This is a genomic window from Bradyrhizobium sp. MI1.11, assembly GCF_055811255.1.
In genome coordinates, this window is record NZ_JBVVPM010000074.1 from 1 (window position 1) to 20903 (window position 20903).

Sequence of the window (20903 nt, forward strand, 5' to 3'; positions counted from 1 at the left end):
CTTCAGCTTCCCGTTCTCTTCCTCAAGCTGACGCAGCCGCTTCATCTCCGAGGGCATCAAGCCTGCATACTTCTTCCCCCAGTCGCGATCTTTCGCGCCGTCGGGAATCTGGTAGGCGGGAGTCATCCGTCCTGCTTCCGCCTTCTCGGCCTTTTCAAAGTATCTGAGCGCGAGCATGTGAAGAGCTTCGGCCTTGTCCGGGTCGGACTCCGCTAGTGCCATGCGCGCCGTGACTTCGGCTTATCGCAGATAGTATTCGTCAGATGGCACGCCCAAACTCCGCATCTAAGCCAATGCGGAATGACTCTGGCGACGGTCGTTCGTTCCGGGAAGTGTCCAAAACTGCGCAGAATACCTGAGTTCCGGTGGAACTACATCGAGGAAGCCGGCACCGCGCCAGATAGGTGCCAATCTGACTCAGCCTCCAACCCGGTCTGACCGGCTGGGGCTTTTCTTTGTTGTCAAGCGTCCGTTACCTTACGGATAGATTATTCGGGAGGACCGCCTTAAATCCCGCGTTTCGGTTCCGGGAGAGGCTTAAATGGCGTTTGAGGAAGTGGAATATGCAGAATGCGCGCTACAAGCGATGCAGATGGCACTGGACTCGAGTGTCCCGCAACATCGATCAAAATGGTTGCGTCTTGCAGTTCTCTTCCGTCGGCTAGACGAGTTGCGCGGTGCCGCTCGCCTCGATCGCGCCCTAAATGCGCAGGGAACGCTTCAACCACCCTCAGCTTCCCGACATTGATCTACGGCCAAACCCCGCCAACAGACGTTCATACTTGAAGTCTTATCCGCGGTAAGTGCCGGGAAAGACCATGTCCTGATCGACGAGGACGTTGAAGATATAGCCCGGCCGAATCTCCAGTGTGGGCTGGACGTTGAGGTTCTTGCCAATCGTCTGTTCTACGACCCGGCCAAACGTCTCTGCAAAGCTGTTCCGGGCGGCGTCGGAGGGTGTCTGCCGATACCCATACGCCGAACTCGTCGGCACCGACATATCGATGCCCGCGCCGATGGCGGCAATCAGGATCGCGGATCCGAAGACCTGGACATAATGGTTGTCGACCTCATCATTGAAGCCACCGTAGCCTTCCGCGTCCGTGCCTGCCATGCCTCCGATCTGCAGGGTCGAGCCGTTCGGGAAGATGATGTCAGTCCAGACCACGAGGACGCGGCTTTGTCCGAATGCAACCTTGGAATCGTACCGTCCCATCAGTTTGGCGCCCTGTGGGATCAGCAGCTGATGCCCTGTGGCGCTGTCGTAGATGTTTTGGCTGACCTGGGCGGTGATGCGACCGGGAAGATCGGAGTTGATGCCGGTGATCAGCGTCGCGGGAATGACGGAACCGCGTTTCAGTTCGTAGGTGGATGTCGGCGCGACCACCTTGCTCTGAAGATAGCCGAGCTTCTTGAGGTCCGCGTTGAAAAACTGCTCTTTCGCAGCTTGCCTGTTCGGATCGATAGTCTGGGTACTGAGGCCCGCCCCAAGCGCCGCCGCATAAAGGTCGGGGGTACCGTGTGCAGGACCGGGTGTTATGGTCGTCTGCGATGGTGGCGCATTGTTCATCGGTGCGCTCGTTGTTTGCAGCTTGCTGACGTTGACGGCGAGCGGTGAGTCATAGGCCGCATTGTTCGCCTGCACGCGCGCCATGCGCTCGCGCTGCCGCTCCCGCAGATATTGTTCATGTGCCTCCCGCTCAAGACGCGCCCGCCACAGCCGCTCCGACTCGAGTTGCGAGCCAGCCGGCTCCGCCCGCTGCGGGCCGGTGAAGGGATTGCTTGCCGGCTTTGGGGATTCGGGCTGCGCCGGTGCCGGTTGGAATGTCTGTGCTTCCTGTTGGTCGCCAATGATGCCGTTTGAGACCCCCTTCTTGAGTTGATCGGCGTAGGTCGATGCCGGATTGGATGATGCGTTGTCGATGCCGGCCTCGCGACGAAAATACAGCCCGCGCGAGGTCAGGCCGTAGGAGATGACGGCGAAGAATACGATCACCAGCACGATCGCAACGATGATCGGCAGCCGGTTGAGGCGCCGGATGCCTCTGCCGGCCTCTGCCTCGGGACTGCCGAGCTTCAGTGATTGCACCATGACTGCCCTCCTCTAGCCGCGCTGCATGACGGAGAGAGGGCTGGTCGGCGATGCCCCGGCGGCCGTCGCGGCATAGGCGCGGCCGAGCTCGATATTGCCGGTCGATAAGCGCGCCAGGACCTGTCCGTTGTAGGAGTCGATCACATAGGCGAGTTGAATGGTCTTCTCCTCGCCGGCCTTCTGATCGGTGGCAACCGCATATCCCGAGTTCCGGAGCGAGGTCTCCAGCGCCTGGCCGAAGGGCGAGCCGTCGACTTTCAGGATGATCGTGCCAGCGCCGGGCCCGACCTGCTCCGCGAATTTCGTCACCAGGTCGCCGGCGATCGCCGAAGCCGCCGGGCCCGACAGATCTGATGGCGCCGAGCTCGCCACCAGGGCGCGGCCGCCGAACGACGCGCAGCCGGCGAGCAGCGGGAGACTGAGCATAGACAAAAGGATAAGCCGAGGCATCGAGGAGACCTGCCGCATGATCAGCCTCCCCTCCGAATCGTCACTTTGTCTTGGTTCCAAAAGCCGACGCCGGAGACCAGAATGGCGGTGTCGATCTGATAGTCGACCACCATCATGTCGCCCTTCAGCCGGTAGTTGACGATGCGATTCTCGCCACCCGAGACGACGAACAGGACTGGTGCATCCTGCCCCGATAGCGACGATGGAAACTGGATGTAAGTCTTCACGCCATCGCTGTAGACACGTGTCGGCCGCCAGGACGCACTGCCGCTTATGCTGTAGCCGAAGTTCAACTGCTCGGCAGGAACGCCAGCGCCCGGAATCACCTCGCTGCCAATACGCGCGTTGACGTCCGCCAGCCGGCTGCCGACTGCTTCTGGGTATTCGAAGCCGACCCGTGCCATATATTGGCTTGCATTCGACTTGAGCTGGATGTGATAGGTCCGCCGCGAGGTCGTTACCACCATTGAGGTCACAAGCCCTGGCTCCGACGGCTTGACGATCAAGTGGATGGCTTGTCCGCCGACCGCTCCAGACGTCGCTGGCTCGACCTTCCAGCGCACGGTGTCCCCAACCAGCACATCGCGAACGACCTCGCCGGGCTCGAGCTCAATGTCGCAGACCTCGAGCGGCGAACACATGACGGAGGGCTGGACCTCGCCGAACAAGAAGACGACCTTGCCGTCCGCGCCTCGCGTCACGAGGCCGGTCGATCCGCGCCACTGTTTTGAGATGCTCGTGCCCTTTCGTTCTTTCGCGGTCATCGACTGGGCATTTGCGCTGATGTCGGCAAGCAGCAAGCTGCAGGCGGATGCGGCGAGAACTAGGCATTTATGAACTCTGGTCGTGTGTAGGTGCACCGGTATCCCCGACGGTCTCATAATTGTGCCGTCCAGTCGAAATCACGCAGGTAAAGGCCGATTGGATTGAAGCGGATCGTCTGCTCGTCCTGGGGTGGGGTCAGCGTGACCGTGGCGATGCCGCGGAAGCGGTGCTCCCCGGTTCCCTTGCCCTTCCGGTCGCGCTCGAATTCGGTCCAGTCGACCTGATAAGACTGGTTGGACAGAGCGACGATGTTGTTGACCTCGACGGCGAGCGTCGCCGTCTTGGCCTTCTCGAACGGCGAGTTGCTCCGGAACCAGTCATTGATCTTCTGCGTGGCGGGATCGGAGGTCCGCAGCAGCGCGTAGGTCCGATCGATATATTGCTTCTGCACGACCGCATCGGGCGTCACCGATCGGAAGTTCGCAACAAAGCTTCCGAGCGTCGCCCGTACCACGCGCGAATCCGCATATTCGATTTGCTGCGGATAGCCGGCGCTCGCGGCGGTGCCGAGCTTGTCGACCTCCACGATGTAGGGCACGAGCTTGACCTGCGTGCTCTGGAACAGCGCATAGGTGAAGCCGATCACAGCCATGACCATGGCGAGGATGCCGATGGTGCGCCAAGCTGCGGCCGCCTTCACATAGGAGCCGTAGCGCTCGTTCCATTCCTGACGAGCGGCAAGATAAGGATTGCTAGGCGGATTAGGCGCAGCCATTCGAAAAAGAACCTCCGGTCGTCATCTGTTAGATCGGCTAGCTCACGGCTTGTCGGTCGAGCTTTTCTGGGCGGCTTTCTGATCGAGCTTGGCATTGGCGAGGCCAAGCGTGGACGCGCCGAAGGAGCCCGGTGCGCCGATGGCCTTGTCACGCGCCGCCGAGGCGAGTGCGCCGCCCGCCGAGCCGATGCTTTGCGTCATCGCCTTGAGAGCGGCGGCGCCGAACGAGGCGCCGTCGCCACGCGCGGAGCTGAAGCCAGCCGCCCCTGCCCTGGCGCCTCCCATCGCGAGGGCGGCGCTGCCCGCCGCGAAGCTCGCCCCCTGTCCCGCATGCTTGATCACTTCCATGCCGCTGCCGACCGAGACGCCCTGGACGACGCCTTGGACGATGCTCGGCACGTACATCGAGATGATGAAGACGACGACGGAGATGCCACCGATCGCCAGCGTGCCGACGAAGGCGTCTTTGCCCGTGCCAGTCTGGTTGGCAAGGTTCAGCAAGGCGTCTGAGCCGATCTTGGCGATCATGACCAGCGCCATCAGCTTCATGCCGACGGAGAAGGCGTAAACGAGATACCGGATGGCAAAATCCTTGGTGAAGGACGAGCCGCCGAGACCAAGCATGATCATGCCGGCGAGCAGGCCGACATACATCTCCACCATCACCGCGACGAAGATCGCCGCGACCAGCGAGAAGGAGATCACGACGATCACCATTGCGAACACCGAGGCGATCGCCAGTGCATTGTCCTGGAACAGGCCGAACTGCGCATTCTGCGACATCGCGGAGGCGACCTTGAGCCCGGCATTGAACACGTCCGCCGGCGAGGCCGAGCCGTGGCCAGCACCGATCTGATACAGGCTGTCGACGACCGCTTTCGCGAAATTCGGGCCCTGCTCAAGGACGAAGGCGAAGAACCCGATGAACATGATCCGCCGCACCATCTCGGCGAACCACGCATCGAGGGCGGCGGTCCCAATGGCGAGCCAGACTGCGGCCAGGCCGACCTCGATCCCAGCCAGGATCCAGAATAGCGATTTGGCGGCCTGCATAACCGTCGTTTGCCAGCCCTTGGCGGCGGTCATCACCGAATTCTCCAGCGTCGTGAGAACGCTGCCGTCCTGCTGCGCCAGGGCAGGATGCGCGGCCACGACGATGGCGACCGCAAGGATGAGGACGAGCCCCGGTCTGAGACCACGCACCCCGCTCCCCTGCCCTACCATCGCGGTTTCATCAGCTGGCCGCCGGAGGTCTTGTAGTCCTGGGGAGGTTTGACGAAGTGATCGCCGCCCGAGCCAGTCCCGTGCGCCGGGATTGGCGTGCGCGGTGCGAGCAACAGCGACGCACCGGCGGCGCTGATCCCGATCGCGGCGAGGACGAGGATGATCGTCGATGGTCTCACCAGCGCGGCTCCATGGTCTGGCCCCCTGAGGTGGCTGGTGCGGTCGCGTCGAAGAATTGCTCGCGGCGCGCCTGCGACAGGTCCTTAGCTGCCTGCGAGGACTGATACCATGTCGCCATCATCGTGGTCTGCTGCGCGATGAGCCCCCGGAGCTTCTGCATTTGGGCGACCTCCTGCGTTGCAATCTCATGCCCGACCTGCAGGGCCTTCATCTGCCCGTCGGCACTTTCCGAGGCCATTTGGAGTTGCGTCATGGTCGAATTCTCGGTTGCGAATTGCTCTGAGGTGAGCGCCGCCGCCTGTAGCGTGCTCGAGATCGTGTCGCGGTTTGTGGTGGACCAGGTCTGGTAGCTCGAGGCGAAACTCGCGCCATTCGACAGATTGGTCTTGAGCTGGCCGTAGCTTTGGAAGCGTTGCTTGAGCACGTCGTCGATGTTGCCCATCGAGAAGGCCATGCCCTGGCCCTGCTTGACGATGTTCTGGAGTTGCTTCAGATCGGCCTCCACTTGCCCCCAGACATGCGAGGGCAGCTGGGCTGTGTTCTGCCGCATATTGTCGTAGATCCTCAGCTGGTTCTGGATCTGTTGGGCGAGCTGCGAGATCTGTTGGATCTGGTTGTCGATCTGCGTAGTCGAGTGGCCGACCAGGCTGACCAGCTCGGCGTTGTTCAGGATTTGCGTGAACTCGGTGGCGCCGCCGGCCGCGGCGCCGGCCAATGCCGGACCGGCCGGCGCTGATCCGACGATCACGCCAAGGATGAGCGCCCTAGACATCGGCGAGAAGCGTCTCAGCATGCCCGATCCCCCTTTCCTTGAGCCAGTGAACGGGCCAATAGGCCCCGGTGTTCTTCAGCGACAAGATGCGCTTCAGATCCTCCTTGCCGGACGCGCCGACGAATGACAGCGTGATAGGACCGAGCGCCATGTTGAAGAGCCGGCGCCCCTCGGGCGAGGCGACGTAGTATTCGCGCTTGGGGACGGCAGTCGCGACAATCTCGATCTGGCGCTCGTTGAAGCCGATGCGCTCGTAGAACTCGCGCGTGCCAGGCTCGCGCGCGGCGCCATTAGGCAGGCAGATCTTCGTTGGGCAGCTTTCCTTCAGGACGTCCATGATGCCGGAGCGCTCCGCATCCGAGATCGATTGCGTGGCGAGCAGCACCGCGCAATTGGCCTTGCGCAGCACCTTCAGCCATTCGCGGATCTTGTCGCGGAAGACGGGATGGCCGAGCATAAGCCAGGCCTCATCCAGGATGATGAGGCTTGGCGCGCCAGACAGCCTTTTCTCGATTCGCCGGAACAGGTATGTGAGGACCGGGACGAGGTTGCGCTCGCCCATATTCATCAGTTGCTCCATCTCGAAAGTCTGGAAGCAGCCGAGCAGCAAGCCGTCGCTCTCGGCATCGAGCAGTTGGCCCATCGGACCATCCACCGTGTAGTGGTGCAGCGCGTCCTTGATCTCGCGCAGCTGCACGCCCGAGACGAAATCAGATAAAGAGCGTCCGCGTGCCTCGGCCATCAGCCCGACCTGCCGCGAGATGGCGTTGCGATGATCGGGCGTGATAACGAGGCCTTGCAGCGCGACGAGCGTCTCCACCCATTCCGCCGCCCATGCGCGATCGGCATCCGTCGATAAGTCGGACAACGGACAAAAGGCGAGCGCTGCCGCGCCGTCCACCCCATCACCGCCGATCGCATAATGGTCGCCGCCGGCGGCCAGCGTCAGCGGCAACATCGAACAGCCTTTGTCGAAAGCGAAGATCTGCGCGCCGGCATAACGCCGAAACTGCGCTGCGATCAGCGCAAGCAGGGTCGATTTGCCTGAGCCTGTCGGTCCGAACACCAAGGTATGGCCGACGTCGTCGACATGCAGGTTCAGCCGGAAGGGGGTCGAGCCGGATGCGACTTGCATCAATGGTGGGGAGCCAAGCGGATAGAACGGGCATGATGCGGTTGGATTGCCCGACCACACCGAATTGAGGGGGATCAGATCCGCCAGGTTGCGCGTGTTAATGAGCGGCTCGCGGATGTTCGCGTACCAATTGCCCGGCAGGCTGCCGAGAAACGCCTCCGTCGCGTTGAGGGTTTCGATGCGCGCGCCAAACCCTTCCGCCTGGATCAGGCGACGGACCGCCTCAGCGTTCTCCTGCAAGCGCGCGTTGCTCTCGTCGAACAGGACGAGGACCGGCGTGTAATAGCCGTAGGCGACGAGCTGCGAAGTGGCTTCCGCGATCGCATCCTCGGTCTCGGCCACCATGGCGGCCGCATCCTGATCGATCGAGCGGCTTTGTGTCTGGAAGAGCTGGTCGATGAAGGGGCGAACCTTCTGCTGCCATTTCTTGCGGGTGCGCTCGAGCTTCTGCCGCGCCTCCAGGTCGTCGAGGAACATGAAACGCGACGACCAGCGATAGGTCAGCGGCATCAGGTCTAGGGAGTTGAGAATTCCCGGCCAGCTCTCGGCCGGAAAACCGTCGATCGCCACGATGCCGAGAAAGCGGTTCTCGACCATTGGCGACAGACCATGCTGGAGCTCGGCCGTCGCCAGCCAATCGAGATACATCGGGATATCCGGCAAGCGGATCGGATGGTTCTCGCCGGTGATGCAGAAGCGAATGAACTGGAACAGTTCATCGTAGCGTGCCATGCGCGTGCCATCGCGCTCCTCGACCTCGCGCGTTTCCATGCGCCGGATGGACAGGACGCTGGCGAAATACTGCTCGACCTCGCGGATCGAGGTGCGGAAACTGTCGATCGCGGTATCGGCATAGGGGGCCGACCGGCTTTCCACGTCGGAGTAGATGTAGCGCGCGAGACCCGCGCGCCTGCGTTCGGGCGGGCGCCAGGTCAGGATCATCGCATGCCGGCTCTCATAATGACCCCTCTCCTGCTCGAACCGATTGCGGCGTTCGTCGTCGATCGACCGGGTCACGGCGTCGGGAAAATGGCAGTCCTGCCGCGGCGGATAAGCCGTGGTCGGCACCCGCACCGCCTCGACCTGAATCATCCAGCCGGAGCCGAGGCGCGCCAGGATGGTGTTGATCTGGCGCGAGACCTCGTTGCGTTCGGCATCGGTCGAGCTTTCCGAATCCGGCCCGGCAAAATACCAGCCCGCCATCAGCGAGCCGTCCTTCAGCAGCACGATTCCGTTCCCGACCAGCCCGGCATAAGGCACGAGATCGGCAAAGGACGGGCCAGAATGACGGAAACAGTGCAGCGCAACCATGGGCGACCTCAGTACCGACGCCAGGGCGTCGAGGTCGCCCGGTAGTATGGCCGATAGGAGATGTGACGGGCATAGACCCGCCGCATCATCGGGTCGGCCTTCGCCATCATCCGCAGCGCTGCCACCACAACAATCCAGATCACAGCGCCGAGGATTGCCGCGTACCAGGTAAGCACGACGAAGATCAGGATAACCGCGGCAAGGCCGGCCAACAGCACGAGCTCGCGGTCGGCGCCGAACAGCAGGTTCGGCCGCGACAGCGCGCGGTGGATACGATTGCGTCGAAGATTGGCGCCAAGCTCAGCCATGACCGACGTGCCCTGCCCCTCTGGGGATCACGGTGCGCGCGGCCTCAGCGATTGACGCGCCGCTGGCGCCGAACAGGGCGACGATTTGTGTTGCACCGAGAAGAATACCGGCGACCAGCACGACATACATGAGGCGCCGCGCGAAATCGTTGAGCTCGCCGCCGAAGATCAGCATGCCGCCCGCAACAGCCACGGCCGCAAGCGCGATGAAGCCGGCCACGGGACCCGTGATCGATTGCTGGATCTGCTGAAGCGGGCTCTCCCAAGGGAGATTGCCGCCGCCGCTCGACGCAGAAACTGGGTCCAACATCACGCATGTCAGCAGCAGGGCGCCGCCAGCTACAAGCATTGACCGATTAAGCGACATGGCGCTCCTCCTTGCGAGTATAGGATTGCGTTTGGTATTGGCCCGCCGAGAAGCTCTCGACATGAAGCACGTCGCGGACCTGGCGGCCGCGATCCGTTCGTTCGATCGAGACAATCAGATCGACCGCCTCGCCAATGACCTCGCGCATGGGCTGGTGACTGACTTCGGCGGTGAGCTGCTCGAGACGGCGCAGCGCCGAGATCGCGCTATTGGCGTGGATGGTCGTGATGCCGCCGGGATGGCCGGTGTTCCACGCCTTGAGCAGCGTGAGGGCCGCGCCGTCGCGCACCTCTCCCACAATGATGCGGTCGGGGCGCAACCGCATCGTGCTCTTAAGCAAGCGCGCCATATCGACGGTGTCGCTGGTGTGAAGCGAGACGGCGTTTTCAGCGACGCACTGGATCTCGGCCGTGTCTTCGAGAATAACCAGCCGGTGTTCCGGCGCGTGCGCGATGATCGCGGCGATCACGGCATTGGCCAGTGTGGTCTTACCCGAGCCCGTGCCGCCCGACACCACGATGTTCAGGCGCGATGCGATCGCGTTGCGGATGACCGCCAGCTGATCGGCCGTCATAAACCCCTGGGTGGCGTAATCCTCGAGATCGAAGAGACGTGAAGCCCGCTTGCGGATTGTGAATGTGGGGGCACCGACGACGGGCGGCAGCAGACCTTCGAAGCGATGACCGCCCATCGGCAGTTCCCCTGAAACGATTGGACGCTCGTCGTCGGTTTCCGATTGCAGCGCATGGGCCACGCTGCCGATGATGATCTCGGCCGTTGCGGCAGCCATGTTCCCGGCGGCTACCATGCCGTGGGCGAGCCGTTCGATGAATAGCCGGCCGTCTGGATTAAGCATCACCTCGACGACAGCCGGATCATCGAGGGCGGCGCAGATCTGGTCGCCGAGGGCGTCCTGGAGTTTGCGGACAAGCCGCGGATGCGAACGAAGTTCGGCCATGGAAATCGCCGCCTCGCTCAGGCAGCGAGGCGCTGAAGGCGGCGCAGTCCGGATGGATATCCAGGCGGACAGACCCGTTCGAAGCGCGCCGAGTAGTCGGATAGTATCCTGGTGACGTTCATGGCCTCTCCGCTCTGCACGCCCCAAAGCGGGTTGCCGGCCAGCCCGCCAGTTGCAGGATGCGTCGGCCCCGCAGATCCCGTTGCCCTGGCGATCTCGTCGCCCTTCGACGTCGATTCGATGATCCTTGCGAAACGTGTCAGGGCTGTTCGACGCAGGCGCTGGCCTCCCTTCCTCTTGCCTCCCGTGTCGACCACCACTTGCGAGCTCTCGATCGCGAAGGTGTGCGACAGCACGCTCGGGGCCGTGGTCGTAATGAGACGGGTACAGCTGGCAAGATCGCCGCGGTGCAGCAGCGCCGGATCCAGCGCGTCGTATTCGTTCCGCGCGCGCCCGCGGCTGCGGCCGACGTTAACTCGCCAACCAAGCCGACCGGCGAACATTTGGCCGCGGCACAGATGCATCTCATCCGCCAGAGGCCCGCACCTGCGGTGTTCGTCGGCATCAATCGCAATCGCCCGCATCGCCGAATCCTCCATCGCGTTCGGAGGCAAATCAGCACGCTGCGCCAGTGTGTGTCCTCTGTTGAATTAACGGGGGCCGGTGAGCTTCGGTCGCGCGAGTCGCGTCTTGGGTGTCGAGTTTGGCCGGTTCGCAGCCCTAGGCGCGCCAAAACGGTCGCGCTTTGACTGTAGAAATAACGGGGCGAAAAACGGCGCGACCGCACTCTGAGGGCGCAGTGTAAGTGTTGAATAATACTGAACTAATTCGAACGAATCACCTCCTCGTCCTGCGCGACTAAGAACACCTGTTAAGATGTTGTTAACCTTAAATTACTTGCCGCGCAGCCCGAATCCCCCATACTGGCGCCTGACTGGGGCCTTTCGCCCCTGATAGCGCTATTTTCTAGGCAGGACGGGCTAGGATGGGACTGCTCCCGAAATTCGAATTCGACGAGAAAATCCTTGCGCAGGGCGACGAGATCTCGCGGAAGCTCGACCAGCTTCGACTGGAAAAATTTCCACCGGACGCGAAGAAGACGCTCCGCCTGTTCCCGATGTCGGAAGTCGCGCACTATCTCGGCGTCAGCCCCAACAACCTCAAGAGACTCCATCTAGAAAAGAAAGGCCCGGAGCCCACGATCGCAGGTAGTGGAAGACGTTTCTATACCGCGGAACAGATGATAGAACTCCGGCACTACCTCGATAAGAACGGACGATCAGACGCGAAGAAATACGTCCCCGTCCGCAAGCCCGGCGAGAAGCTTCAGGTTATCGCGGTCGTCAATTTCAAGGGCGGCTCTGGCAAGACCACGACAGCCGCCCATCTGGGTCAGCATCTCGCGCTGACCGGACATCGTGTGCTCGCAATCGACCTCGATCCGCAGGCCTCACTCTCGGCCCTCCATGGTTTTCAGCCAGAGCTCGATCGAAATCCGTCGCTGTATGACGCTATCCGATACGACGAAAAGCGTCGGCCAGTTGCGGAGGTCATCCGGCCGACCAATTTCCCTTTGCTGGAGATCATTCCGGCAAACCTTGAACTTCAGGAATATGAATACGATACGCCACTGTCGATGCAGAGCTCGAATGAGGGCAAGCGGTTCTATGAACGCCTCGGGCGCGCGCTTGAGGAAGTGGACGATCGATTCGATATCGTCGTGATCGATTGCCCACCGCAACTCGGCTTCCTGACGCTGACGGCGCTCACTGCTGCTACGTCTGTTCTTATCACCGTCCACCCACAGATGCTCGATCTCATGTCGATGAGCCAGTTCCTATTGATGCTCGGAAATTTCGTCAGGGCGATCCGGGAGAAGGGAGCGGCGGTCAACATTGACTGGCTTCGATATTTGATCACCCGATTCGAGCCCACGGATATTCCGCAAACCCAAATGTTGGGCTTCATGCAGTCGATGCTCGCGGAGGAGATTCTCAAGAACCCGATGCTCAAGTCGACGGCCATATCGGACGCGGGGCTGACGAAGCAGAGCCTGTATGAGGTCGAACGCGGAAGCTTCAATCGGGACACCTACGATCGCGCTATCGAGGCACTGGACGCGGTGAATTTCGAAGTTCAGGCGTTGATCCACCGGGCATGGGGGCGTCTCTAATGTTGACCGCAGTCAAAACCGCCGAAAATCTTCGCGACTTCAAGAGGGTAAGGGGAAAGAGGAGGCTTAGTCATGGCTCGTAAAAACCCCTTTGCTAACATTCTTGATAGTAGGCCGCATGGAGTTGATGAATTCGCCACCGATAACAAACGGCTGTCCCGTCCCGTGTCCGACTATGCGGCCAAAGGCGCTTCGCGCTCCCTCCTCAATTCACTTGATGAGCTTGCTGCCAGGGCTGACAGGCTCGTGGAGGGGGAAACGGTCGTTGAGCTCGAGCCTGAGTTGATCGAGGCTTCGTTCGTCCGAGATAGACGTTCCGACGATGAGGGCGACTTCAACCTGCTGTTGGAGCGAATTCGTGAGCGCGGCCAGGACTCCCCTATTCTGGTCAGGCCGAATCCAAAGTCGGCCGGCCGCTACATGGTGGTGTTCGGACATCGCCGCTGGAAGGTCGCTCAGGCCCTCGGCAGAAAGGTGCGCGCCGTCGTCAAGGACATCGAGGATCGAGAGCATGTGCTTGCGCTAGGTCAGGAGAATGCCGCCCGTGCGGACATCCCCTTTATCGATCGTGCCCTGTTCGCCGCGGACGTTGTGCGTCTCCATTATGACGACGACAATGCAACTATTCTGAGTGCGCTCTCGATCGACCGAACGACACTCTCGAAGATGCTGTCGGTCGCAGGCCTGCCCTCCCCCATCTTGCAGGCCATCGGCCAAGCCAAGAATGTTGGCCGCGATCGCTGGTATGAGTTGAAGCTGCTGCTCGACAGTCCGGCCAACCAGGAGCGCGGTCTGGAGATTATTGGGGAAGAGGCCTTTTCCGCGTTGTCGAGTGACGCACGGTTCGACTGTCTGGTCCGCAAACTGAAGTCGAAGCCCTCGCGCAAGCAGAACCAGACAATCAAGCGAAGCTGGGCCCCCCAGGATAGTGCGCTCTCGGCGGAAATTTCGGCCGAGGGAAAGAAGTTCACGTTGGCGCTGAAGGCAAAGACATCTGACGCCCGCGCGTTCGGCGAGTATCTGTCGGAAAACCTCGATCAACTTTACGAGGCTTTTCGCAGAGAGACGATCTCACAGGAGACTGGAGGCTAACCCGCAAAAGAAAAAGGCCCCCGAAACGAGGTTCCGGAAGCCCTTCTCTGTTTAGTCTGGCAGCTGACAGAATCCCACTTCCGCGAATCGGTGTCAAGTCCAAGGAACGCAGGAATGCGCTCGTTTTGGAGGGCTGACTTCTTTTGCCTAGCAACAGGTGGAGGAAAATGCAGACACCCTTATCAACGACGCCCTTTGGGCGCCGGCCGATGACGCTTGGGATGATTTCAAGCCAGCTGGCGGCGAAGGCAAAGCCGGAGGCGGCGATTGTTCACAAATGGCACGTGTTCCAGCACATCAAGGAGGCGCGCCAGGTTCTCGGGGCGACCGACCGTGCGCTTGCGATCCTGCACGCGTTGTTGTCATTTCATCCGGAGATTGCGCTTGAGGCCGACAGCGAGCTGATCGTCTGGCCGTCCAACGAGCAGCTGATGGCGCGGGCCAACGGGATGCCGCCCACGACGCTGCGCCGGCATCTCGCCGTTCTGGTCGACTGCGGTCTGATCATTCGCCGGGATAGTCCGAACGGCAAGCGCTTTGCTCGCAAGGGGCAGGGCGGACAGATCGAGCAAGCCTACGGCTTCGACCTGGCCCCGATGGTGGCCCGCGCCGAGGAGTACAAGACGCTGGCGGCGACCGTGCAGGCCGAGAAGAAGGCTTTCCGCGTTGCCAAGGAACGGCTCACCATCCTGCGTCGCGACATCGTGAAGATGATCGAGGCCGGGCTCGAGGAAAGCGTGCCCGGAAACTGGAAGCGGTTTCAGCAGGTCTACCAGGCGATTGCCGGGCGGATTCCGCGGACCGCCCCACGGCAGCTCCTGGAAAGCATCGGCGGTGAGATGGAAGCGCTCTGGCGCGAGATACGGGAGCTGCTGGAAACATTTGCAAAAACACAGAATCTGGATGGCAATGAGTCCCATTCCGGTTGCCACATACAGAATTCAAATCCAGATATTCCATCTGAATCTGAAAGAGGCCCGGCGAAGGAAGATGAAGCGGGCGGCACCCTCGCGGCGGACCACAACCTGCGGCGCTTGCCGAAGCGTGAGCTCCCCTTGGGAATTGTGCTGGATGCTTGTCCGAACATGCGCTGGCTGATCAAAGGCGGCGAAATCCGGCACTGGAAGGATTTGCTGGCCGCCGCCGAACTTGCCCGGCCGATGCTGGGAATCAGTCCGAGTGCGTGGCGCGAGGCCAAGGATGTGCTCGGTGACCAGCAGGCCGCGATTACGCTCGCGGCGATCCACCAGAAAGCCGACCAGATCAGCAGTGCTGGCGGCTATCTGCGGAGCCTGACTGACCGTGCGAAGGGCGGTAAGTTCTCCGTCTGGCCGATGGTCATGGCGTTGCTGCGGGGCAAGCTGGACGGCGCGAAACCAACCCCGCCGAGGGGCGGGACCGCTCGCTTTGCGCCGGGAAAGCCGGCGCACGCCAGCGCCGAACTGCGCGCCTCGCTGGCCAGACGCCCGACATGAGCCAAAGCCCGGCAGGAATGGTTGGTCGACAACGACGCGCCGACCGCTAGTCGGGCTGGATCGCGGCCAACTCACACCGGAATGGGCGAGCTCATTGCTTCGGCTGGGGGTGACCAAAGCTTTGAGTGTCGAAAGGCGCTTGCAATAGTTCCGGAGATGGCTTGCCAGCAGATGCCATCTTGATGGCTTGCCGTCACAGGCGTATATTCCTCCGGGAGGAGTCTCTTTGCTATGGCGGAACCACAGCTCTCAGTCCGCAGTGCAAGGGCACGAGCTCTTGCCCATCGTCTGGCGCGTCGGGAGAATCGCTCGATCGCGGACGTCGTCGAGCGCGCACTCGAAGCTTACGAGGAACGCGTCGCTGGGCGCGAACCGCCCGCGGAATTCTATGCCCGACTGAGGACGAGTGAGGACGCGGATATCGACCTGGAGGCGGTGATTCGCGCAGGGCGCCGACCGCATACTGGACCCGACCTGTGATTTTCCTCGACACCAATGTGATATCGGAGACTTTGAGGAAGGCCCCTGACGATGCGGTCATCGCCTGGCTGGTTCGCCACGATGCGGAGCTTGCACTTCCCACGGTCACGATCGCCGAGATCGCTTTCGGCATTCAGAAGATCAGGCCCGACCAGCGCGCGGAGCGGCTGGAGCACGGATTATCCGATTGGCGCCGACGTTTCGCCGATCGGATTTATGGCCTGACGGAAGCGGCTGCACTCGCCTACGGCGACCTCATGGGAGAGGCGGCGCGCCATGGCCAACCGATGTCGGCCCCCGACGGGATGATCGCAGCTATCGCCCGCGTCAACGGCGGCAGATTGGCCACCCGAAATCTCAGTGATTTTGCCTCGACAGGGCTCGAATTGATTTCGCCGTGGAACTTCTAACCCGCCCCGGCCGCGCGGTTCACAGCCCGGCGGCCTTGGTGAGATTGACCCGGAATCGGTCGCGCCGCCGCTGGTAGCGGCGGGTCTGCTCCGCGCTGGCGTGACCGAGCTGCTTCTGGACGTAGCGCTCGTCGACCTCAGCCGATGAGGCGAGGCCGGCGCGCAGCGAATGTCCGGCGAACTTTCCCTCGCGTTCACCCTCCGGCAGATCAGCGCGCACCCCGGCGGCCAGCGCCGCGCGTTTGACCAGCCGCGCCACCTGCTGGTCATTCAGGCGATCCGGACCGACGTCCTTGCCGTCGCCCCGTACCCGGCGGAACAGCGGCCCGTGACCGATTCGGGCGAGCTTCAGCCAGATCTGCAGGGCCACGATCGGGCAGGTCGCATCGGATGAGCCGCGACCGATCTCGATCTCGCGCCAGCCGGTCTTGCCGCGCAGGGTGACGATCATGCCCTTGTCGAGGATCTCGACCCAGCCGCGGCCCTCCTCGGTGTGGTCGCGGCCACAATCCAGGCCGACGATCTCCGAGCGCCGCAGGCCGCCGGCAAAGCCGAGCAGCAGCATGGCCCGATCCCTCAAGCCGCGCAGCGTGCCGCGATCGAGCGTCTCGAGCATGGCGATGACGTCCTCGGGCAGGACGGCTTCCTTTTGCCGGGGCGGGGCGCCATGGGTGTTGCGGATGCCGGCGAGCACGGTCGCGATATGCCGATCGGTGCGGTCCAGCGGCATGCCGCGCTGGGCATAGTTCCAGGTCAGGGCCGAGAGCCGACGCTCGATGGTCGCGACCGAATTCGCCTGGCGATCGGCCGTCGCAGCGCCGGAGGCGCAGGCGGTGATGTAAAGCCCGACGGTCTGCGCGGACGGCGGCAGCACCTCGAGGCCCTGACGCCGGCACCACCCCGAAAAATGCTTCCAGTCGGAGCTGTAGGCCCGGCGCGTGTTCGCCGAGCTGGCTGCGTCGACATAGTCGCGGGCGCGATCGGCGAGCCGCTCAAGATGCGCCGGCAGGCCGGAGTCCGGCGCCGGAACAGGGCAGGGGAGGCGGCTAGGGCTGTCGAACGACGTCTGCGCCGCGGCACGATCGTCGCTCGTCGCCGGGCGCGCAGGCGGGGCGGAACCCTGCGGAGGGCGATTTTCGAAGGTTCGGGCGGCGCTTTCGGGCATGTTCCACATAATGAGGAAAACGACTGATAATGCAACATTATCATTCGTTGTGAGCGAGCGACAGGTCCGGCGGTTTGATGCGAAATCGATCGCCAAAAGCGCCGTACGGGATTAGGCTCAGCCATGTCCTCGCGCCCGCGAATCATCCCTGACCCGCCGCCGACCTTCCCGCCCGTTCCGCTGTGGGTGAGGAAGCTCGCATCCGCAGACGCGGCTGACGATGCGACGTTTTTCGCCGGCGCCGCGCTGGCCGCGCTCCATCCGATCGCCGGTCACGACCACCCGCTCGGCCTGTTGTGGCGCCACCGCCTGTCGCTCGCCAATGCCGCCGTGCTCGCCCGCCAGGGCGGACGCACCGAGGACGAGGCGAGGCTGCGCGACCATTGGTATCTGCGCCGCGAGACCGATGATCCCGGACCCGGCGGACGCATCCTCAAGGCCTGGCGCTATCTCGGCGAGCGCGCCGCCATGGCGCCTGACGACTGGATCATCACGCTGTCCAGGCAGTTCGAGCTGGGCTGCAACGACGCGCTCGCGGACGTCGTCACCGCCGCGGCAAAGCTGGCGGCAGGGCAGGGAAGCGCGGTCGCGGCTGCCGCCGAGATCGCGGCGCTGAGCATGCGCCGTGTCCCCGCCAGCGAACCGCTGGCCCTGTGGCTTGCCGACGTCGTGCTCGCCCATCGGCTGAAATGGCCGATGGCCGTGCCGCTGCTCGCAAGCCAGCTCCGTCGCGCCGATCTGCGCGCCGCAGCCAAGGTTGGCCGCCCGGAGGAGGCCTGGTTGGCGGCCTGCGCGCTGGCCTATGCACGCGCCGCCGCTGCCGCCGCGGAGCTCTACGCCGACCTCGTGCGCCGGGCCAATCGGCTGCTCCAGATCGCACCGAAGCTGCGCGGCCGCGACGCCGATCGGATGGTACGGATCCTGCTGACGGAAGACGCCCAGGCGGCGGGCGCCGGCGAGAATGCCAGCGACCGCAGCGCGCGACGGCTGTTCGAGCGGCTGGTGTCGCTCGGTGCCGTGCGCGAACTCACGGGACGGCCGAGCTTTCGATTGTACGGGCTCTGAGATGGGACCGCGCGCGCGCCCGACCGAGGCGATTGACACTGAACTGGCCGACCTGCCGCCGGAGCTGCGCTGGCGCGAATGGATGGGCCGGGTCGAGGCCGTGATCTTCGCCTCACCCGCGCCGGTGCCGCGCGAGGCGCTGGCGCGCGTTGTCGGCCGCGATTGCAGCATCGACCTTCTGATCGACGATATCAGCGATGAGCTGCGCGGCCGGCCGTACGAGCTCGTGGCCGTCGCCGGCGGCTGGCAGCACCGCACCAAGAAAGTGTTCGCCGAGGCGATCCGGGCCGCGACCGGGTTGGGAGATCAGCTGCGGTCGCTCTCGCAGCAGCAGAGCCTGATCCTGATCTGCATCGCCTACTACCAGCCGATCACCCGTGGCGAGCTCTCACAGTTCTTCGGCAAGGAGGTCAGCCGCGACCTCATCGCTGACCTGCGCCGCCTCGGCTTCATCGCATCCGGGCCACGCGCGCCGCAGCCTGGGGCGCCCTACACCTACGTCACCACCAAGGGCTTCCTGTCGCATTTCGGCTTCGACACCCTGCGCGACCTGCCCGATATGGACATGCTCGAGGACGCAGGCCTGCTCAGCAAGGACAAGCTGCTGGCCGGGGAGTTGCCGGATCCCGACCTGGCAGATGATGAAGAGCAGGACCAACACGAACAAGCTGCAGAGTGGACAGAGACGGGCTAGCCGCACTGCAAAATGTAGGCGACCCCTTGGTTTCATCGCGTGAGCGGCTGCCGGGGATGCATGGCGGCCCCGTGCGATCGACTTTAAAAGCTGGCGGGCGGAAGTAAGGGCAATGCTGGATTCGATCGGCTATCTTCATTTATGGGGGCCATCACAAAGATGAAGCGATCCTGCAACGCGCTGGATGGAAGTACTTCGCTTTGAATTTGGCTTAAAAGGAGATATGCACAAGCAAAAAGGGCGGCCTCACGACGGCCCTTTGCATTCCATACAGAGAGAAACTACTCCGCCGCGAGCTTCACGTCCGGCGCTGCGGCGCGGACCTCGGCGTCGACCTGGGCTTCGAACTTGGCAAAGTTCTTCTGGAACATGTCGACGAGCGCGCGGGCGGTCTTGTCGAACTCGTCCTTGTCCTTCCAGGTGTTGACCGGGTTGAGGATCTCGCTCGGCACGCCCGGCAGCGCGGTCGGGACCGCGAAGCCGAAATATTTGTCGGTGCGGAATTCGACGTTGCGAAGCGAGCCGTCGAGCGCAGCGGTCAGCAGCGCGCGCGTCACCTTGATCGGCATGCGCGAGCCGGTGCCGTACTTGCCGCCGGTCCAGCCGGTGTTGACCAGCCAGCAGTCGACATTGTGCTGGGCGATCAGGTCGCGCAGCATGTTGCCGTAGACGGATGGATCGAGCGGCAGGAAGGGCGAGCCGAAGCAGGTCGAGAATTCCGGCTGCGGCTCGTTGCCGAGACCACGCTCGGTGCCGGCGACCTTCGCGGTGTAGCCCGAGAGGAAGTGATACATCGCCTGCGCCGGCGAGAGCTTGGCGATCGGCGGCAGCACGCCGAAGGCATCGGCGGCGAGCATCACCACGTTCTTGGGCTGCGGCGCGCGGCCGGTGCGCGAGGCGTTCGGGATGAATTCGAGCGGATAGGCCGAGCGCGTGTTCTCGGTCTTGGAGCCGTCGTCGAAATCGACCACCCGGGTGTCTTCGTCGAGTACGCAATTCTCGAGCACCGCGCCGAAGCGGGTCGAGGCGGCGTAGATCTCGGGCTCGGCTTCCTGCGACAGCTTGATGCACTTGGCGTAGCAGCCGCCTTCGAAGTTAAAGACGCCGTTCGGGCCCCAGCCGTGCTCGTCATCGCCGATCAGCGTGCGGTTCGGATCGGCGGACAGCGTGGTCTTGCCGGTGCCGGACAGGCCGAAGAAGATCGCGGCATCACCCTTGGCGCCGACATTGGCCGAGCAATGCATCGGCATCACGCCGCGCTCGGGCAGATAATAGTTCAGCGTGGTGAAGACCGACTTCTTCATCTCGCCGGCATAGTAGGAGCCGGCGATCAGCACGATCTTGCGGGCGAAATCGATCGCGACGACGTTCTCCGACTTGCAGCCATGGCGCTTCGGATCGGCGCGGAAGCTCGGCATGTCGATGATGGTAAGCTCGGGCACGAACGCCGGGAGCTCGATCGCCTCGGGACGGATCAGCAGCGTGCGGATGAACAGCGAGTGCCAGGCGAGCTCGGTGAAGACGCGGGTCTTGATGCGATACGCCGGATCGGCGCCGCCATAGAGGTCCTGCGCGAACAGCGACTTGCCTTCGGCGTGCTTGAGGAAATCTTGGTAGAGCGTCTCGAACTGCTCTGCGGTGATCGACTGGTTGCCGGCCCACCACATCTTCTTGTCGGTGGTGGCGTCACGCACCGTGAATTTGTCCTTGGGGCTGCGGCCGGTGAACTCGCCGGTGTCGGCGCAGAGCGCGCCATCGGCCGAGAGCACCGCCTCGCCCGCGGAGAGCGAGTATTGATAGAGTTGCGGCGCACCGAGGTTCCAGTGAACCTGCTTGAGATTCTTTAAGCCGAATTTGTCGGCGCCGAAGGCACCGTTGCGCACGCCCGTCTCTTGCACGAAAAATCCTCCTAGAACCCACTCAGCGCGATCATGCTTGGCGCCGCCGCGGTCACCGTGATTACAGGCCGTCCGGCCTCGGTTGGAACGACCTAATACTGATGAACGCTGGCG

General features: G+C 63.0%; 21 protein-coding genes and 1 pseudogene. 7 read left to right on the forward strand and 15 right to left on the reverse strand.

What is annotated here, in order from left to right; translation table 11 throughout:
- From AC0L30_RS38370 to AC0L30_RS38430, 13 genes and pseudogenes are all read right to left on the reverse strand, one after another.
- A pseudogene (locus tag AC0L30_RS38370) lies at nucleotides 1-222 on the reverse strand (hypothetical protein); the annotation flags it as partial.
- Nucleotides 223-790: 568 nt separating this feature from the next.
- On the reverse strand, nucleotides 791-2092 hold the full coding sequence (gene trbI / locus AC0L30_RS38375) for an IncP-type conjugal transfer protein TrbI (RefSeq protein ID WP_473406435.1): 1302 nt from the start codon (nucleotides 2090-2092) through the stop codon (nucleotides 791-793).
- A 12-nt stretch (nucleotides 2093-2104) separates the two neighbouring features.
- Complete coding sequence (gene trbH, locus AC0L30_RS38380; RefSeq protein ID WP_473406436.1) at nucleotides 2105-2560, reverse strand: conjugal transfer protein TrbH; 456 nt, start codon at nucleotides 2558-2560, stop codon at nucleotides 2105-2107.
- Between the two features lie 2 nt (nucleotides 2561-2562).
- Complete coding sequence (gene trbG, locus AC0L30_RS38385; protein WP_473406437.1) at nucleotides 2563-3423, reverse strand: P-type conjugative transfer protein TrbG; 861 nt, start codon at nucleotides 3421-3423, stop codon at nucleotides 2563-2565.
- The gene (locus tag AC0L30_RS38390) at nucleotides 3420-4082 is read right to left on the reverse strand and encodes a conjugal transfer protein TrbF (RefSeq protein ID WP_473406438.1); all 663 of its coding nucleotides are present in this window, start codon (nucleotides 4080-4082) and stop codon (nucleotides 3420-3422) included. Before AC0L30_RS38390 ends, trbG begins: the two co-directional genes overlap by 4 nt.
- 42 nt (nucleotides 4083-4124) lie before the next feature.
- Nucleotides 4125-5285 carry a P-type conjugative transfer protein TrbL gene (trbL, locus tag AC0L30_RS38395; RefSeq protein WP_473406439.1) on the reverse strand — a complete coding sequence of 387 codons (1161 nt, stop codon included), beginning with the start codon at nucleotides 5283-5285 and terminating at the stop codon, nucleotides 4125-4127.
- A 14-nt stretch (nucleotides 5286-5299) separates the two neighbouring features.
- On the reverse strand, nucleotides 5300-5485 hold the full coding sequence (locus tag AC0L30_RS38400) for a DUF2749 domain-containing protein (RefSeq protein ID WP_473406440.1): 186 nt from the start codon (nucleotides 5483-5485) through the stop codon (nucleotides 5300-5302).
- On the reverse strand, nucleotides 5482-6258 hold the full coding sequence (trbJ, locus tag AC0L30_RS38405; RefSeq protein WP_473406455.1) for a P-type conjugative transfer protein TrbJ: 777 nt from the start codon (nucleotides 6256-6258) through the stop codon (nucleotides 5482-5484). Before trbJ ends, AC0L30_RS38400 begins: the two co-directional genes overlap by 4 nt.
- A complete protein-coding gene (locus AC0L30_RS38410; RefSeq protein ID WP_473406441.1) occupies nucleotides 6251-8704 on the reverse strand; it encodes a conjugal transfer protein TrbE in 2454 nt (817 codons plus the stop codon). The genes trbJ and AC0L30_RS38410 overlap by 8 nt, the downstream gene beginning before the upstream one ends.
- A gap of 8 nt (nucleotides 8705-8712) precedes the next feature.
- Nucleotides 8713-9012: a conjugal transfer protein TrbD gene (locus tag AC0L30_RS38415; RefSeq protein ID WP_231146001.1), complete on the reverse strand. Its 300-nt coding sequence runs from the start codon at nucleotides 9010-9012 to the stop codon at nucleotides 8713-8715.
- On the reverse strand, nucleotides 9005-9379 hold the full coding sequence (locus tag AC0L30_RS38420) for a TrbC/VirB2 family protein (RefSeq protein WP_473406442.1): 375 nt from the start codon (nucleotides 9377-9379) through the stop codon (nucleotides 9005-9007). Before AC0L30_RS38420 ends, AC0L30_RS38415 begins: the two co-directional genes overlap by 8 nt.
- Nucleotides 9369-10337 carry a P-type conjugative transfer ATPase TrbB gene (trbB, locus tag AC0L30_RS38425; protein ID WP_473406443.1) on the reverse strand — a complete coding sequence of 323 codons (969 nt, stop codon included), beginning with the start codon at nucleotides 10335-10337 and terminating at the stop codon, nucleotides 9369-9371. The genes AC0L30_RS38420 and trbB overlap by 11 nt, the downstream gene beginning before the upstream one ends.
- Before the next feature lie 17 nt (nucleotides 10338-10354).
- Nucleotides 10355-10921 carry an acyl-homoserine-lactone synthase gene (locus AC0L30_RS38430; RefSeq protein WP_473406444.1) on the reverse strand — a complete coding sequence of 189 codons (567 nt, stop codon included), beginning with the start codon at nucleotides 10919-10921 and terminating at the stop codon, nucleotides 10355-10357.
- Nucleotides 10922-11322: 401 nt separating this feature from the next.
- Here AC0L30_RS38430 and repA point away from each other — a divergent pair, with 401 nt between their 5' ends.
- From repA to AC0L30_RS38455, 5 genes are all read left to right on the forward strand, one after another.
- A complete protein-coding gene (gene repA, locus AC0L30_RS38435) occupies nucleotides 11323-12510 on the forward strand; it encodes a plasmid partitioning protein RepA (RefSeq protein ID WP_231146005.1) in 1188 nt (395 codons plus the stop codon).
- Nucleotides 12511-12582: 72 nt separating this feature from the next.
- Nucleotides 12583-13602: a plasmid partitioning protein RepB gene (gene repB, locus AC0L30_RS38440; RefSeq protein ID WP_473406445.1), complete on the forward strand. Its 1020-nt coding sequence runs from the start codon at nucleotides 12583-12585 to the stop codon at nucleotides 13600-13602.
- A gap of 167 nt (nucleotides 13603-13769) precedes the next feature.
- Nucleotides 13770-15077: a plasmid replication protein RepC gene (gene repC, locus AC0L30_RS38445; protein WP_473406446.1), complete on the forward strand. Its 1308-nt coding sequence runs from the start codon at nucleotides 13770-13772 to the stop codon at nucleotides 15075-15077.
- Nucleotides 15078-15308: 231 nt separating this feature from the next.
- The gene (locus AC0L30_RS38450) at nucleotides 15309-15557 is read left to right on the forward strand and encodes a type II toxin-antitoxin system VapB family antitoxin (protein ID WP_473255948.1); all 249 of its coding nucleotides are present in this window, start codon (nucleotides 15309-15311) and stop codon (nucleotides 15555-15557) included.
- On the forward strand, nucleotides 15554-15967 hold the full coding sequence (locus tag AC0L30_RS38455) for a PIN domain-containing protein (protein ID WP_473255947.1): 414 nt from the start codon (nucleotides 15554-15556) through the stop codon (nucleotides 15965-15967). Before AC0L30_RS38450 ends, AC0L30_RS38455 begins: the two co-directional genes overlap by 4 nt.
- A gap of 19 nt (nucleotides 15968-15986) precedes the next feature.
- Here AC0L30_RS38455 and AC0L30_RS38460 read toward each other — a convergent pair whose 3' ends face one another.
- Nucleotides 15987-17132 carry a tyrosine-type recombinase/integrase gene (locus tag AC0L30_RS38460; protein WP_473406447.1) on the reverse strand — a complete coding sequence of 382 codons (1146 nt, stop codon included), beginning with the start codon at nucleotides 17130-17132 and terminating at the stop codon, nucleotides 15987-15989.
- A 123-nt stretch (nucleotides 17133-17255) separates the two neighbouring features.
- Between AC0L30_RS38460 and AC0L30_RS38465 the strand changes: the two genes are divergently transcribed.
- Together AC0L30_RS38465 and scpB are read left to right on the forward strand one after the other, a co-directional pair.
- Nucleotides 17256-18197, forward strand: coding sequence for a DUF1403 family protein (locus tag AC0L30_RS38465; RefSeq protein ID WP_473406448.1), 942 nt, complete (start codon nucleotides 17256-17258; stop codon nucleotides 18195-18197).
- A 1-nt stretch (nucleotide 18198) separates the two neighbouring features.
- Nucleotides 18199-18891 (forward strand): SMC-Scp complex subunit ScpB, encoded by a 693-nt coding sequence (scpB, locus tag AC0L30_RS38470; RefSeq protein WP_473406449.1) that lies wholly within the window; start codon nucleotides 18199-18201, stop codon nucleotides 18889-18891.
- 281 nt (nucleotides 18892-19172) lie between these two features.
- Here scpB and AC0L30_RS38475 read toward each other — a convergent pair whose 3' ends face one another.
- Entirely contained in the window at nucleotides 19173-20789 is a 1617-nt protein-coding gene (locus AC0L30_RS38475; protein ID WP_473406450.1) for a phosphoenolpyruvate carboxykinase, read from the reverse strand.
- Between the last annotated feature and the right edge of the window lie 114 nt (nucleotides 20790-20903).